This window comes from Actinoplanes sp. NPDC049118, from assembly GCF_040648555.1.
GTDB lineage: Bacteria > Actinomycetota > Actinomycetes > Mycobacteriales > Micromonosporaceae > Actinoplanes.
Genome location: NZ_JBEZDY010000014.1, coordinates 202,892 through 217,041 on the forward strand (window position 1 = coordinate 202,892; position 14,150 = coordinate 217,041).

A 14,150-nucleotide genomic window follows, 5' to 3' on the forward strand; every position below is an offset into this window, starting at 1 on the left:
GCCACGTTACGAAGAGACCTACCCCGAGGGGTGGCCCGGTCCCTTATCGGCGGTCTCCCGGCGCCACCCGGCCCGGCGACAACACCCCCGGATCATGCATTCGGCAGGGGCGGTTAGTCATACCGAGCCGGGCGACCGAGCAGCCCTCGGCTGGGAACGATCAAAAGGTCCACCACTGGCGTGGGCCCCTGCCTCGCAGCGGCCACGCCGGTGGTGGAGCAGTCAGGAAACCTTGGCTTTGCTCTCGAGTGCCCCGATCGCGCACGGACACGGCGGGATGCTGCCCTGCGTGGTGATCGGGGCCTCCTCCGGTCGGCTGGATGCCCGAGCCGATGATCGGCATCAGCAGCGTGCCCGTCTCGCCGCCCCGCGGCGCCTCCGGGCCCGCCTGCGCAGGCGCGGCCGCGAGCAGAGCGCCCGCCCCGGACGCGGCCGAGGCGAGGGCGAACCGGGTCAATGCGGTCACTGTTTGCCGCATGATCACATCCTCATTCTCGCTGCTTGTGGAGTGTCCACAGCCCGGCAGCATAGGGATCCATCTTTGGGTGGGCTTTGGGTGTGGACCGGACGTGCCCGGCAGCGTGGTGATCATGCCCCGGACTCCCGGACCGGCGTGTTGGGCATGAGTGATCCTCATTGAACGAGAGGATCACTCATGCCCAAGCCGTGTCCGCCTCAGTTCCGCCGGAAGGCGTTGGATCTGCTTGCGTCCGGTCGCACGGTCCGCGACGTCGCGGCCGTCTTGCAGATCGCCGAGTCGTGCTTGTACCGGTGGAAGCAGCAGGACCTGGTCGATCGAGGCCTCAAGCCCGGCATCACCGCGGCGGAGAGCGAAGAGCTCGCGGCGGCCAGGCGCCGGATCCGCGACCTGGAAGAAGAACTGAAGATCCTGCGTAAGGCCGCCGCTGCCGTGGAGGAGGTGGTGCCCCCAAAAGGCTGCTACCGGCTCGTCGCCGAACTGCACGCTGACGGCGTCCGAGTCGGCCGGGCCTGCCACGCTCTGGGTGTCTCCCGGTCGGGGCTACCACGACTGGAAGACCCGACCGCCGTCGGCACGGCAGACCCGTCACGCCTGGCTGACCGATCAAATCGGCGACACCATCCACCAGGCGTCACGGGCTGTCTACGGCGCACCGCGCGTCCACGCCGAGCTGGTCCACGGTCACGGCATCGTCGTGGGGCACAACACGGTTGGTCTGCTCATGCGCCGAGCCGGACTGACCGGCCTGCCCAGGCCCCGCCGCGGGCTGCGCATCAAGCGCCTGCCGACCGTGACTGATCTGGTGCGTCGCGACTTTCGCCGTGACGGCCCGAACCAGCTGTGGGTCACCGACATCACCGAACACCCCACCCGGGAGGGCAAGGTCTACTGCTGCGTGGTCATAGACGCCTATTCCCGCCGGGTCGTCGGCTGGGCCATCGATTCCCAGTCAGCGAGTCGACCTACCAACGAGAACACGAACGGGCTGCTGCGTCAGTACTTCCCGAAGGGCACAGACCTGTCGAGGTGGACCGCCGACGACCTCGAAGCGGTGGCCCTGGCACTCAACAACCGCCCCCGCAAGACCCTCGGATGGCGCACACCTGCCGAGGTGTTCGAGGAACAACTACGCTCGACCCAACGGGCCGGTGTTGCAACGACTGGTTGAACTCAAGATTTGCCCTCGTGGTGCCGTGCCCGCGACGAATCTTCTCCGGTTCACAGGGTTATCTGCTGCCAGATCACTTCGTCTACCGGGAAGTGGTGCAGGACGAGGGAAGTCAGGGCGAGGAGGCCGGCCACGACGAGCGCGATGCGCAGGCGTCGGCTGAGTGTCCGGGACCGGACTCCCAGTATCAGGGTGGCCACGCCGAGCGGCCCCGTCGTCGCGGCTGTCCCCAACGTGCCGGACAGGCTGCCGATCACCGGGTCGAGCCACCCGCCGCCGTTGTTGAGCTGGAGGATGATGGTGCCGCTCAGGGCCACGAAGGTGGCCAAGCCGGCGCGCCGCGCGATCCGTCGCTGCCGGATGGGCACGTTGCGCTGTAGCGAGGTCATGATCGTCGTCAGTAGGCCCAGCCAGGCGACGAGCCAGGCGCCGCCGCCCCAGAGGGCGAGTGGGGGAACCGCCAGGATGAACCATAGTGGCCACTTCAGGCTGTCGGGCCAGGAGCCCATGAAGCCGGCCCAGTTCAGTAGGCCCGTCACGGCGAGGCAGAAAATCGGCACGCCGACGGCGGCGACCACGATCTGGGCGGTCAGCCGTAGCCCGGCCGGTGTGACCGCCGCGTCGCGTAGCCCTCCGCTGCCGGCGGCGGCTCCTCGCCGGGCGAACGAGCGCAGCGTGGGCAGCGTCCACGCGGCGGCGAACAGGTAGCGCCACCGCGCCGCCGGGGGTGCGTCGGCCAGATCCAGCAGGTCGGCGGTCCATTCGTCGCGCTGCCGCGCGCGGAAACCGGTCGGCAACAGCCGGGACAGGGCGGCTACCACGACGCGTTCGACGCCTTGCAGGGCGGGCACCGTGGACACTTCGCGGCTCACCATGCCAGCCGCCGGGAGTGTCCGGGGGCGCTGCGTCGCTCGCGGGCCGCGATGGCGTCGCGGGCCGCTGTGACACCTGCTGCGGTCAACCGGTAGTAGCGGCGTCGGGGGCGTCCGACCTCGTGTACGTCGATGTCCTCTGTGCGGCTGCTGACCCAGCCGACCGTCTCGAACGCGACCAGGATCGGATAGACGGTGGCCGGTTCGAGGCTGGCTTGGGTGGCAAGCTCCAACCCGTAGCGTTCCTGCTTTGGGTCCTCGAGCAGGGCGCGCAGCGCCAGCAGGCGCGGCGTCGTCATGCGAAGGGTGCTCATGGCGGGCAACAGTACCGGGCTATTCCTAGTTCTGCATAGGGTCCGGGTGGCCCGAGCACGGGCACCCCGCTCGCCTCAGCACAGCCGACTGAGCCCCGACATGCCGGCCGGCCCCGGCGACCCGGCCACCACCCGCCACTTTCCGCAAAACGAGCGTGCTGGCGAGATAGCCGGCGGCGAGGGTCTGGACGCCCTGGCCGCAAGGATGACGACGTCGCCCAGCGGTGGAGTTCGGATCCAGGCGAACAGGTCGATGCGGCTCAGCGGGATTCGCGATCGCGGTAGGCACGGGGGCGGCGCTCCGGGGGAGTTCCGGCGATCACGCGATTGCGGCCCTGCTCCTTGGCGGCGTAGAGGTTGCGGTCGGCGGCGGCCAGCGCCGCGGACTGACTGGGCGGTGACCCTTCCCGGGCGGCCGCGACACCGATGCTGACCGTGACGGGCCAGCCGCCGGGCATCCCCAGCCATGCATACTCGCTGACCGATTGCCGGATGGCGTCGAGCTTGGCGACCGCGGTGGCGACCGGGGTGGCCGGCAGCACCATCAGGAACTCCTCCCCGCCGAGGCGGGCGACGAAACCGCCTGGGACGGCGGCGGCCACACTGTCCTCCAGCAGCGTCGCCATCTGTGCCAGGACCTGGTCTCCGGTGTCATGTGACAGCGTGTCGTTGATCCGCTTGAAGTGGTCGATGTCGGCCAGTGCCACGCTCAGCGCCGGGTCCGCGGCGATCAGGGCGGACAGTTCCTCGTCGACATAGCGACGGTTACGCAGGCCCGTCAGGGGATCGCGGCGGGCCTGCTCGCGGAAGCGCTCCGCGTCCTGCCGGGCTTCGGCGGTCTCGAAGATCGCGTGCCGGGTCTGCACCCTGACGTCTCGTTCCTGCGAGCGCATCTGCTCCTGCGCGGCCGTGAACTCCTTGTGCGCGGTGAACGCCGCAGCGAAGTCGCCCTGCGCCGCATGCAGCTCGGCCTGTTCCTCGTGTACCTGGACCAGCAACCCGTACAATCCGCTCTCTTCGCACAGCGCGCGGCAGGCGTTGAGGGTGTCCTGGGCACGGCCCATAGCGCCGAGGCCGCGCTGGGCGCGGGCCAGCGTGAGCTGGAAGTGGGCCAGGTCGTCGCCGTCGTCGACCTGTCCGCCCGCGTGCCGGGCGATGCTCACCAGCATCGTCTGTTCGGCGTCGCGGTACTCGCCGAGCGCGACGTGGATGTCGGCAAGCGTGTGCGAGGCCGACGGGTCCAGCTCAATGCCGTGCGCCTCGGCCGTCTCCACCATCCGGGCCGCGATGTGCTGCGCGCGCGGGAAATCGCCGGCCGCGTGCTCGGCGTACGCCCAGTTGTTGAGCAGGATCATCAGCCGCTCCCACTGCTGCTCCTGCCGGGCCAGTTCCTCGGCCTGGTGGTACCGCATCCGGGCCGCGTCCATCGAGCCGGTGAGCGCCAGCGCGTCGGCCAGCTTGGTCCGGTGGTTGATCTGTGTATACGCCGTGGCGTTGTCGTCGAGCAGCTCCACCGCGCTCAGCGCGTGCTCCAGGGACGTGGCCGCTTCACCGACCATCCGCTCGATAACCGAGCTGGTCAGGTGGGCGCGGGCAAGCAGCAGGTTGTCGTCGTGTCGTTGCCCCCAGGCGCGGATCTCCTCGAGCTTGCGGGCGGCACCGGTGAGATCGCCGATGCGCACGCCGAAGGTGATCCGGCACAGCCGGGCGCGCATGAGCAGTCCGTCGTCGCCCATCGCCAGGGCCTGCTGTTCGAGGCGGGACGCGGCGGTGTAGCCGGCCTCGGCGTCCTCGACGACCCGCTCCTCCAGCTCCAGCAGCGCGGCCGACAACTCCTCGGCACCCATCGCACCACCGAGCATTGCTATACCCCCTCGCCAGGTCGCTGGCCTCGACGTCGTCGGCCACCAACTCCTACCGTCTCCGATCGGCTGGCAGCGCCTGTTAATTACGGATCGTGGGGTGAGTCGTTGGAGGTTGACGATCTGCCGGCCGGGCCTGCAGAAGGCGGCGGGGACGAGCGTGACGCCGGCATTGCGTTCGGCCGGCACGGCGAAGAGCAACCGCGAAAGCGGTGTTCCCTGCCGGCACTGCGGTCACATCAGCAACGCGGACGTCAACGCGGCGCGCAACATCCGCGACGCGGCACTACTGCAAGCGAAGGCCAGGACATTGCGCCTTGCGGGGAGCAAGCATGAGACCGCCCACCCCGCCCCGGGGTTCGCGCCGACAGGCGCGACGGCCGCTGCGATGGTGACCCGTACAACGCCATCCCTCGATCAAAAGCCTAGGTTAAGGCCTCGTTGGGGTGCTGCGACTGGCGGGCCGACGGTGACCAGCGCGGGAGGATCACCCGACGGCACGGCGGTACCGACGTCAGCTTTCAGCCGTGGCGCGAATCGACGCGTCGGCGATGGTCATGTTCCGGTATCACTCGGGGCCGGCCGGCATCGGTGACGGGGTGGCTCAGGCAGCGGCCCGGCTTCCGCGTGGACTTCGGTGGGCCCGAAACATCCCTGTGCAGCAGTGAGCGGATGCGATGTCGAGGCGCGGAAGGCAGGGTTTCCCGGGCGGCGATGAGGTCTTTTCCGCGGCGATTGCCTCGGCATGCCTACCACGGGCGGCGTGCAGCTCGGCCTTCTCCCGATATACCCGGACGAGAATCTCCCGCAGGTTGCGCTCGGTGCAATGCGTGTGGGCGGCATGCAGACTTCATCAAGGCCCGGACGGTCGCGCCGAGTCCACGCTGGCTCGGGCGAGGGTCAACAGGTACTCGGCCATCTCGTCGGCGTCGTTGGCCCCTGTGCTCTTGCAGCGGGCGATGCACAGGTGCATCGCCTGCCCCGCCTTGACGTACTCGCCGTTGGCGATCAGGATCGCCCCGATCGTGTCCAGCGCGCTCGCGTCGAGGTCGAATCCACGTGCCGCGGCGTGGTCCTGCATCCGCCGCGCGACCTGCCCGGCTGTCGAATATTCTCCTGATATGTATTCGGAGTAGGCCCGGTTGTTCAGCATCGCGGTGAGCCGCTCCCATTCATGCAGCTCTCGGGCCAGTTCCTCGGCCTGGCGGTACCGCGCGCGCCGCTTGCACGTCGCCGTTCTCGGCCAGGATGACACGATGCCAGATCCGCATGTGCGTGGTGGCCGTCGCATCGAGCAACTCCACCGCGCTCAGCGCGTGTCCCAGGGCCTTGGCGCTGTTACCGCAGAGCCGCTCGATGTTCGCCCATACCAGATGGGTTCGGGCCGGCAGTACCACGAATTCAATCCATGGCGCTGAGGAATCGGGATGCTTACTCGCGCCGGACGTCACCGCGAGGCCGGACGTGTGGGCGCTGACCGCTCAACCACGGCTACCGACCATGGGTCCGCGCGCCGAAGACCTTGCGACGAGTGTCAGTTGGCCGACCGCGGAGAGATCGAGCCAATTCGTCTCTGTGCCGAAGGCGACCATCTGAGCTTCGCGGGCTACTCCGTCATCATCGTCATTGACTGCAACATCGATACCGATGGAGGTGCCCTGACCCGGGGATACCCCGATCGACATCCACGGCACGGCCAACTCCACCGCGTATCCGCCAGGGCAGGGTCTCCAGGCGTGAAGCACGCCATCTGTCGCCTGAGTTGACTCCGCCAAGATAGGGTCATTCCAGCCCTTGAAGAAGTGCCGGTCTCTCAAGGAGTTGTACCGCGGTGCTCGGTCGTTGTCGCCATCGATATAAACTTCGACACTGTCATCCTGGTAAATGTCGTGGGAATCGTTGCGTAGCGTGCCGTCGGTGACCCGTACCCCCACATACAGGTATCTGCCATCCCACGTGAAGCCAGCCTTGGCGGTGTCGTCGGTTGAACCGTACACAGCCTCGGCGATCGGGGTTTGGAGTCGCCAGTCGCGTTCGTCGAGCACTCCGTCGACGGTGATCGAGGCCGTGGCCGGGGAGGAACGCAGCGCCGGAGTGGGCGGCAGGGTCGGCGTAGCGGCGCGCGAATCGGACGGCCTCCCGTCGCCGTTACCGTTGGAAGCGATCACCCGCACCCGATATGTGGTGCCGTCGGTCAGGCCGGTAAGCCGGTACTTGGTCAGTTGCCCGACCTCGACGCGTATGGGAAAGCTATCGTCGGACAACCTGCCGTATTCCACGGCATAGCCGGTGGCGCCCAGGGCGCGGTCCCAGCGCAGCATCAGTGCCTGAGTGTCGGCGCGGATGCTGCGCAACATCGGCCGCCCTGCACGAGTCGCAATGGGCGTCGATCTGGCGGTGTTTGAGGCCGGGCTGCGGCCGCGGGCATTCTCGGCTGACACACTGAAGTGGTAAGTCGTGCGGTCGGTCAGGCCTGCGATCGTGTATGTGGTGTCGCGTCCGACGGTGATGCGCTGTTTGAGTTGCGCCGGCAAGACGCCGTAATGGATCGTGTAACGATCGGCACCCATCAGACCTCGCCAACTCAGCGTGACCTTGCCGTCGGCGGCTACGGTGTCGAGGATGTGCGGGGCGTCGGGGGCGGCAGTAGCGGGGCCGGCCAACGTGTCCCGCAAGGCATAGAAGGCAGGCTTCGCGCCGTAGTCGCGGTCGAAGGGGAGGCCCGCGTCGTGATCAGGGCGATCGCTGGGAATCCATGAGTGCCGGTCGGTGAATCCCCATGTGGTCAACGTGGTGCATACGGGCTGTGCCCGACAGAATTCGGCCACCTCGCGGTAGGCGCGGGCCTGATCGGCCAGCTTGTCGGTGGTTACCGGCAGGGGAAGACCGTAGTCAAACTCGGTGATTGACAGGCGTACGCCCAACTCCGCCAGGCGGTTAGCGTTACGCCAGTTCGCATCGGTAACGTGCCAGCCGTACGGCGCATGCACCTGCCATCCCACCGCGTGCACCGGCACACCCTTGGCTCTGAGGTCACGGACAAGGGCGTAGACGCTGTTGGCCTTGACGCTCATTCCTTCCGCGCCGTAATCGTTGTACTGCAAAATAGCGTCCGGATCAGCTTCGTGAGCCCAGCGGAAGGCAAGCTCAACGTACTCCGGGCCGATCAGTCGCTCCCAGATCGACTCGCCGGCCGAACGGCGGTTGCCATTGTCGCCTACCGCCTCATTGACGACGTCCCAACTCTTGATTCTGCCCCTGTACCGTCCGACAACTGTTTTGATGTGCTCCTCGAGGACCGCACGCCCTTCAGCCTCGGTGGTGATGGCGTTGAGCCAGCCCACCTGCTGAATGTGCCAGGCCAGGGTGTGGCCCTGGACGGTCATGCCGTGGACTTCAGCCAGCTCGACGATCCGGTCGGCGTCGCTGAAATTCCACGAGCTTCGGGTCGGGCGCAGTTGGTCCCACTTGAGTGCGTTGGACGTCGTGATGTGGTTGTACTGGCTGGTCAGCGTGTTGAGGTAGGGAAGATCGCCGGCTAGCACGGGCCCGGCATCGACAGCAGCGCCGATCCTCAATCCGCGGGCGTCGGCGATCTGGCGAAGACTGGGCGCCTCCGGCGGTATGAGGTGAAGGGGTGCGGCCAGCGCGGGTAACGCTGCCAGAGTGACGAGAACGGCGGCGCCAGCGGCGACCATAGTCGAACGAAGTCGGCCGGGAAGTCGTGGGCGGTGTCGCAGGGCCGGAGAGGTCGAGGGGATCGGCGTCACGCCGTCACCAGTCCTTTCAAATAGCTGTCGACCAGCACGGCGCGGCACAGCAATCCGGGATGGCCGGTTTACAACGGGCCTGGCTGTTTGTGAGCTTCGCAGGCACCGGGGTCGACCCCTTCGGGTGTCGCCCTTACGATGGCGGGAGATTAACTCGTGACATCGACGCAATCACATGGATGCGTTAAAGGCAAGAGCGGCAGCGGAGTTTGTCGACCCGTGACGGCGTAGCCGGATTGAGCAAGTCCGTAAGGACCGTCATCTGAGCATCCGAGAAAGAGTGATGACGCGGGGCGAAGACGCACCTGCCATTAAATCGTAGGCTGTCGATCTACCGCTGATGAGTCACCGGACGGCGGAGGACTCTGTGCGATGGAACCTGACGGAGGGAAATATGATTGCTACCGACATGAACGCATGCTCACGGGAGCCGACATGGACGCGGCTGACTCCCTGGCGCAACTCAGTCTGTTAGCAGTGCTGAGCGTCGCCGGGGTTTCGCCCAGCGAGCGTTCTGTTGAAAGACATGGTGACCGCCGAGCAACGCGTCACGCACAGATATCTTCCGCTTGGGCCTTACCGCAGTGTCGGCAGCGCCTGCTTTCCACTGATTGTCGTGTTGATAAACGCTCCGATGCCAACCTGAGAATGGGCGGCCCGGATCAACGTACGCTCCGTCCACGGCTGTTCGCGTGGTCACCTTCGCGGATCAGGCCGGCGCCTTGCGTCTCGTTCAGCACACGAGGATCCTGCTTTGCCTCACCAGGTCCAGCGGTCGAGTAAAGATCATCGCCGAGACGCTGTTAGCGACCTGTGTCTGCTGGTTGACCGGCTACACACCGACGCGGTCGTGGACGACGCATTGGTTCCCTGCTACCGGGGGAAAACGTAGAACTGGAAATTCGGAGCCTCGAGACACTGGACTCGTTCGCCCTCACACGGCGGCCGGTTCTGCGGTGCGTCGGCGACATGACGGCCCTTCACACAAAGGGCAACGCCGAACGGCCACCGGCCCGGCGTCGCACGTCTGTTACCGCCCCTGGTGTGGCTGGCGCACCACCGGCACTGGAGGCCGACCAGTGTCTCACCGCGGCGTCGTGGCCCCAGACCACCGGCATCGGCTCCGGCCGTCCTTTCCACACGTGGAGGCTCCATGTCGTTTCTCAACCGACGCGCACCCCAGGTTCCCCGGCTGTCCACTGCTTCACTTGTTGTGGCTCCGACGGCCATCGGGGTCAGCGTACAGCGGCTGAACCGGCCGTACGCGGCTCACTGGCACGACTTCCACGAGTTGTTTCTGGTGACCGGAGGCTGCGGTGTCCATTTCCGCAACGGGCGAGAGGAACTGGTGAGTCGCGGCTCGCTGGGCGTCGTAACGCCGCTCGACGTGCACGGCTTTCAGCCGGCCGCCGACACCACACTCGACATCGTCAACGTGGTTATAGGAGTTGAGACGCTGTCGGAACGGCCGGCCTCGGGCCGAACGGTCGTTCTCGACGCGAACGTGATGGATACTGTCCGCAATGATCTGGACCGGCTCGGTTCCGAGGTATCCGGATGGTGCCCAGGTTGGCAAGTAGCGGCCCACGCGACCCTCCAGCGAATCATGGTGGACGCCGCCAGGGTTGGTGCAGTCGCGTCAAGGGAGCTGCCCTTGGTGCAGACCTCTGTCACGGAAATCGGACTCGTCCCTGCCGTCGTACCGTTGAGTCCACCCATCCGGGCGGCCCTGACGATCCTGGAACGTGAGTTCGCCGGCCCTTTGAGCCTCATTGAATTGGCCGAAAGGGTCCACCTATCGCCGGCATATCTCAGCGACCGCTTTCATCGCGAGGTCGGTCAGCGTTTCGCCGGATATCGCCGGCACCTTCGTCTGCGATTTGCTGCAGCTCTGTTGGCGCAGACCGATCTGCCGGTTGGCGTGGTACGCGCCCGCAGCGGCCACCTTAATACCGCGCATTTCTGCCGCATCTTCCGACGTGAATTCGGGTGTTCGCCTTCCGACTACCGCAGCCGTCGCCGTGCCGACGGTAGCGCGCCGGCATCGCTGCTCCCTTCCCAGTTTTGAAGAACGATCTATGCTTATCATTACGGGTCGAGATGATCGATCGCTGACGTGCGGGATCCTGTGGCGGACCGGGAAAGGTGCGAAGTAGCAGGTCCATCAACGCGCGGGTTGGGTGCCGTGGGCCTGACGTTCGGCGGCGAGCAGTCGGCCGAGGTATTGCACGAGTTCCCTAGGGACGTCGAGCATGGCAGGATAGGCGATCACGTGGAGCCCTCTCGAAGACTGATTCTGTCGCAAGAACCTGTCTATCGATGGCTCCACGCGTGCATCCAGCACCATCCGGTACAGAACGTATTGGTCCGTGTCGTCCCGAATCACTATCCAGGCCTTGTTGAGTTCATCTCAGTAACCGTGACTATGTTGACGAGGGTCTATCAGCGTAGCTGTTCCCGGCTCGGTCCTGGCCGCGGGCAAGCCAGAGCAAGAATCCCTCATTAGCCTCCGGCAGTACATGGGTAGTAGCCGCGATGTATCGCATGGTGTAGCCAGTGCGTCGACGCGCCGACTGGTTCGGGCCAGCACCGTGAACAATTCTCCCGTCATGCAGTGACGCCTCACCGGGACGCAGGACGAAGGCGACGGCGCGAGCGTCGTCCACTTCAGCAATGGCCGTGGGAAAGGTGAATGCGGCGGAGTTGCCGACCGGCTCGTATCGGGAGAAGCCATGATCATGCGTTCCCGGAATCACCCGCATACAGCCGTTCTCCCGGTCCGATCCGTCGAGCGACAGCCATACCGTGACGATCGAATCGTACCGGCTCAACCGTCCGTTCCAGTAGGCAGAGTCCTCGTGCCAGGGGGTCGCCCTGCCGACGAACGGCTCCTTTGAGATGAAGTGGCTAGACCACAACAGGATGTCCGGACCCAGAATCGGCTCAACGATGTCGAGCACCTCAGGGGCCAGCAAGAACTCGAACAGCCGGGGGTCGCGCCAATGGGGGGTGTCGAGCTCGTCGGACAGCTGAGGACCACGCTTTGCCAAGTGCTCGGCGAAGATTTGCCGCAGGAAAGCAAGCCGATCGGACGCAAATATCTGACGGTTGAGCAGCAGGTATCCGTCGCGGCGATACTCGGCGACTTGCTGGGATTCAAGAGTTCCCATCGTCGTCCTCCTTCGAGGCTTTGGGTCGTGCTGCCGCAGTTGGCAGCCTGCCATTACCGTAGGGCCGCCAAGCGTGGAGTGCGTTGCTCACATTTTCGGTACCGTGTGCCGTGGTGCGTGCCTATACTTCCGAGCCTTTCTTGCTTACCGGTTGGTTTCGAAGTGATGCGGGACGGGGCTGATTCTGACGGCTGTAGTGGCCGCACTCGGACGGCGTGCGGTGGCCGGGTCTTGGGGTGATCGGCTCGGTGCCTCGTTCGCGGCAGGCATGACGAAACGCTCCGCTGCTTTATCCCTTGTCTTGTCTACCAGCGGTGTGGCGGACCGACGCTGGGGCCGGCCGTGCGGCCCGGCGATCGGTGGGTAGCCGTCGAGCAGGTCGAGGGCGCGGCTGATGTCGGGCACGTTCGCGCCGGAGGTGAGCACGTAAGTCGGGGTGCTGTAGCCGTCGCAGATCAGGTGGTGCTTGGAGCCGGGTTTGCCTCGGTTGACCGGTGACGGACCTGTCCCGGTACCCCGGCATCGTGACACTTTCGTCGCAGGCTACGTGCCCGTGCTCGTCGTTGACGGCTTGAAGCCGGTCAGGTCGATGAATGATGTTGCCGATGCGCCGGTATTGAGACTCGCCGAGTCATCGCTCAAGTAGGTACGTCACCGGCGCTGCAGTACGAGCCCGGCGTGTGGGTCTGGTGAGCGACACGCAGCTCGACGGCTGGATCTCCGAAGGATGCAGGGCGCAGGCTCTCGGGTGCTTGCCAGCGAAAACCTGGCTCTCCGGGATTGCGGCTGGCGTACTCGGACAGGGCCAGCGGGATGAGACGCAGCCGGCGTTGCACCCACTCGGCATCCCACGGACCCTCGTCGAGGATCTGTTCGGCCGGCCGGAATTCGAAGTACAAAGTGCGCCTGAGCCGGTTGCCGGTGACGGGAGCGGAGCCGTGGACCAGCATGACGTCGTGCACGAGCACGTCGCCGGGCTCCAGCTCAACTGCCACGGCGCCGGGCAGGTCCCAGCCGTACGCCGCAGTGAGCGCGCAGATGTCCGCGTGATGGCGTTGACTCCCGGGCACCACTCGCAATGCGCCCTCGTCCCGCAGGGAACGATCGAGGTAGATGTCGATGTTGAAGATCCGGTGGTTGCGGGGATGCACGGCGTCCTGATGCCAGGCTATCGCGGCGCCGGCGCCCTCCTCCTTGAAGACCAGCGACTCGTACGTAGGTACGAAGGCCTGCCCGGCCAGGCTCTCAGCGATGCCCAGCAGTGCCGGCGAGCCGAGGAGCTCGATCGACGCGCTGTTCCCCTTGTTGTGCAGGTAGTCGACCCTGAACAGCGATGGTCCGGCCGGCCGATCAGCGAACTTGTAGTCCGGGTGTCCCGGACTGCTTTGTGCCGCGGTCCGCCCTGCACTGATCCACTGGTCGGCAGCCTGCTGCAGCCGGCCGACCAGAGAGCCGGGAACGCGTCCCCGCAGTACCAGGAATCCGTTTTCGTCGAACGCGCGGACTTCGTCGTTAGATAGTCCAAATGACATGCTCTCTCCCTCGGCCTACTCGAACGGATCGTGGAGATCAGAGCGTATGGTCGGGAGTTCCCGCGAGTCGTCGCCGCCAGTTACCTCATTCTCCCGGATGTGCACATGATGCTTGCACCGCAGGAACAAGAGTTCGGTCTGGCCTGTTGGGAAGGTGCACCAGCACCGATGAGCCGGGCGCACCGCCATCAGGACATCGAGATCAACGTCGTTGTCGAGGGCTCCATGACGTACCTCTTCGGCGGGCGATACCTCGAGCTGGGGCCGGGCACGACCACGCTGTTCTGGGGAGCCATCCCGCATCAGCTCGTCACGGCGGCAGCCGGCGCGTACGTCCGATGGCTCACTCTGCCGATGGCGACGGTGTCAACGTGGGGACTCGACCAGGCGTTGCTGGGTCGCTCGCTACGCGGCTGGCCCGTGGTGGTCAGACCGGCGGCCGCAAACTCGCAGTTCGCCCAGTGGTCCACCGAGGTGGCGGGCGTTGATGACGAACTGCGCAACGCCGCCATGCTGGAGATCGAGGCCTACGTCCGCCGGCTGATGCACGGACGTGAACTCGATCCGCCCCCGGTGGTGCGCCCGAGCGACGACAGTGCGATCGATCAAGCAACGACGATGGCTCGTTTTGTCGTCAGCCACTACGCCGAACGTATCGGCGTAGCTGACGTCGCCGTAGCCGTTCATCTCCATCCGCGTTATGCGATGCGGGTATTCCGGAAAGTCACGGGTCTCACCATCGGTCGCTACCTCGAACAATGCCGGGTGGCCGAGGCGCAACGACTTCTCATCACCACCGATGACACCGTGACGGAGGTGGCATACGCGTCAGGCTTCGGTTCGACCAGTCGGCTCTACGCCAGCTTCACCGCCGGGTGCGGGCAGTCGCCGGGAGCCTTCCGACGCGCACACCGTCGCCCTCGGCCTCACTGAACAAGGAACCTGCGCGGATGCGCGTGCTCGGGATCGGGCCGGAGGACG

Annotated in this window: 9 protein-coding genes and 3 pseudogenes; 5 read left to right on the forward strand and 7 right to left on the reverse strand. The window is 66.0% G+C overall.

From position 1 onward, the window contains the following. Window positions 1–655: 655 nt before the first annotated feature. From AB0B58_RS23455 to AB0B58_RS23465, 3 pseudogenes are all read left to right on the forward strand, one after another. Window positions 656–823 (forward strand): annotated as a pseudogene (locus AB0B58_RS23455) (helix-turn-helix domain-containing protein); the annotation flags it as partial. A gap of 181 nt (window positions 824–1,004) precedes the next feature. After that, a pseudogene (locus tag AB0B58_RS23460) lies at window positions 1,005–1,385 on the forward strand (IS3 family transposase); the annotation flags it as partial. A gap of 54 nt (window positions 1,386–1,439) precedes the next feature. Continuing rightward, a pseudogene (locus AB0B58_RS23465) lies at window positions 1,440–1,649 on the forward strand (IS30 family transposase); the annotation flags it as partial. A 50-nt stretch (window positions 1,650–1,699) separates the two neighbouring features. On the opposite strand, the gene AB0B58_RS23470 reads toward AB0B58_RS23465, so the two are convergent. The 5 genes from AB0B58_RS23470 to AB0B58_RS23490 form a co-directional block, all read right to left on the reverse strand. Then, on the reverse strand, window positions 1,700–2,524 hold the full coding sequence (locus AB0B58_RS23470) for a hypothetical protein (RefSeq protein ID WP_360227176.1): 825 nt from the start codon (window positions 2,522–2,524) through the stop codon (window positions 1,700–1,702). Then, the gene (locus AB0B58_RS23475; protein ID WP_360227179.1) at window positions 2,518–2,835 is read right to left on the reverse strand and encodes a helix-turn-helix transcriptional regulator; all 318 of its coding nucleotides are present in this window, start codon (window positions 2,833–2,835) and stop codon (window positions 2,518–2,520) included. Before AB0B58_RS23475 ends, AB0B58_RS23470 begins: the two co-directional genes overlap by 7 nt. 260 nt (window positions 2,836–3,095) lie before the next feature. Continuing rightward, the gene (locus AB0B58_RS23480; protein WP_360227182.1) at window positions 3,096–4,697 is read right to left on the reverse strand and encodes a GGDEF domain-containing protein; all 1,602 of its coding nucleotides are present in this window, start codon (window positions 4,695–4,697) and stop codon (window positions 3,096–3,098) included. An 853-nt stretch (window positions 4,698–5,550) separates the two neighbouring features. Beyond that, window positions 5,551–5,952, reverse strand: coding sequence for a hypothetical protein (locus tag AB0B58_RS23485; protein ID WP_360227185.1), 402 nt, complete (start codon window positions 5,950–5,952; stop codon window positions 5,551–5,553). Between the two features lie 226 nt (window positions 5,953–6,178). After that, complete coding sequence (locus AB0B58_RS23490) at window positions 6,179–8,395, reverse strand: endo-1,4-beta-xylanase (RefSeq protein ID WP_360227188.1); 2,217 nt, start codon at window positions 8,393–8,395, stop codon at window positions 6,179–6,181. A 1,225-nt stretch (window positions 8,396–9,620) separates the two neighbouring features. Here AB0B58_RS23490 and AB0B58_RS23495 point away from each other — a divergent pair. Next, complete coding sequence (locus AB0B58_RS23495) at window positions 9,621–10,535, forward strand: AraC family transcriptional regulator (RefSeq protein ID WP_360227191.1); 915 nt, start codon at window positions 9,621–9,623, stop codon at window positions 10,533–10,535. Window positions 10,536–10,890: 355 nt separating this feature from the next. Here AB0B58_RS23495 and AB0B58_RS23500 read toward each other — a convergent pair whose 3' ends face one another. Together AB0B58_RS23500 and AB0B58_RS23505 are read right to left on the reverse strand one after the other, a co-directional pair. After that, window positions 10,891–11,637, reverse strand: coding sequence for a phytanoyl-CoA dioxygenase family protein (locus AB0B58_RS23500; RefSeq protein ID WP_360227194.1), 747 nt, complete (start codon window positions 11,635–11,637; stop codon window positions 10,891–10,893). 638 nt (window positions 11,638–12,275) lie between these two features. Then, entirely contained in the window at window positions 12,276–13,169 is an 894-nt protein-coding gene (locus AB0B58_RS23505) for a phytanoyl-CoA dioxygenase family protein (protein ID WP_360227197.1), read from the reverse strand. A gap of 30 nt (window positions 13,170–13,199) precedes the next feature. Between AB0B58_RS23505 and AB0B58_RS23510 the strand changes: the two genes are divergently transcribed. Then, window positions 13,200–14,102 (forward strand): helix-turn-helix domain-containing protein, encoded by a 903-nt coding sequence (locus AB0B58_RS23510; protein WP_360227200.1) that lies wholly within the window; start codon window positions 13,200–13,202, stop codon window positions 14,100–14,102. The last annotated feature ends 48 nt before the right edge of the window (window positions 14,103–14,150 follow it).

What these genes read in the sequence shown, in the direction of transcription:
- AB0B58_RS23470 (WP_360227176.1), bottom strand. Translation starts at nt 2,524, where the DNA reads ATGGTGAGCCGCGAAGTGTCCACGGTGCCCGCCCTGCAAGGCGTCGAA.
- AB0B58_RS23475 (WP_360227179.1), bottom strand. Translation starts at nt 2,835, where the DNA reads ATGAGCACCCTTCGCATGACGACGCCGCGCCTGCTGGCGCTGCGCGCC.
- AB0B58_RS23480 (WP_360227182.1), bottom strand. Translation starts at nt 4,697, where the DNA reads ATGCTCGGTGGTGCGATGGGTGCCGAGGAGTTGTCGGCCGCGCTGCTG.
- AB0B58_RS23490 (WP_360227188.1), bottom strand. Translation starts at nt 8,395, where the DNA reads ATGGTCGCCGCTGGCGCCGCCGTTCTCGTCACTCTGGCAGCGTTACCC.
- AB0B58_RS23495 (WP_360227191.1), top strand. Translation starts at nt 9,621, where the DNA reads ATGTCGTTTCTCAACCGACGCGCACCCCAGGTTCCCCGGCTGTCCACT.
- AB0B58_RS23500 (WP_360227194.1), bottom strand. Translation starts at nt 11,637, where the DNA reads ATGGGAACTCTTGAATCCCAGCAAGTCGCCGAGTATCGCCGCGACGGA.
- AB0B58_RS23505 (WP_360227197.1), bottom strand. Translation starts at nt 13,169, where the DNA reads ATGTCATTTGGACTATCTAACGACGAAGTCCGCGCGTTCGACGAAAAC.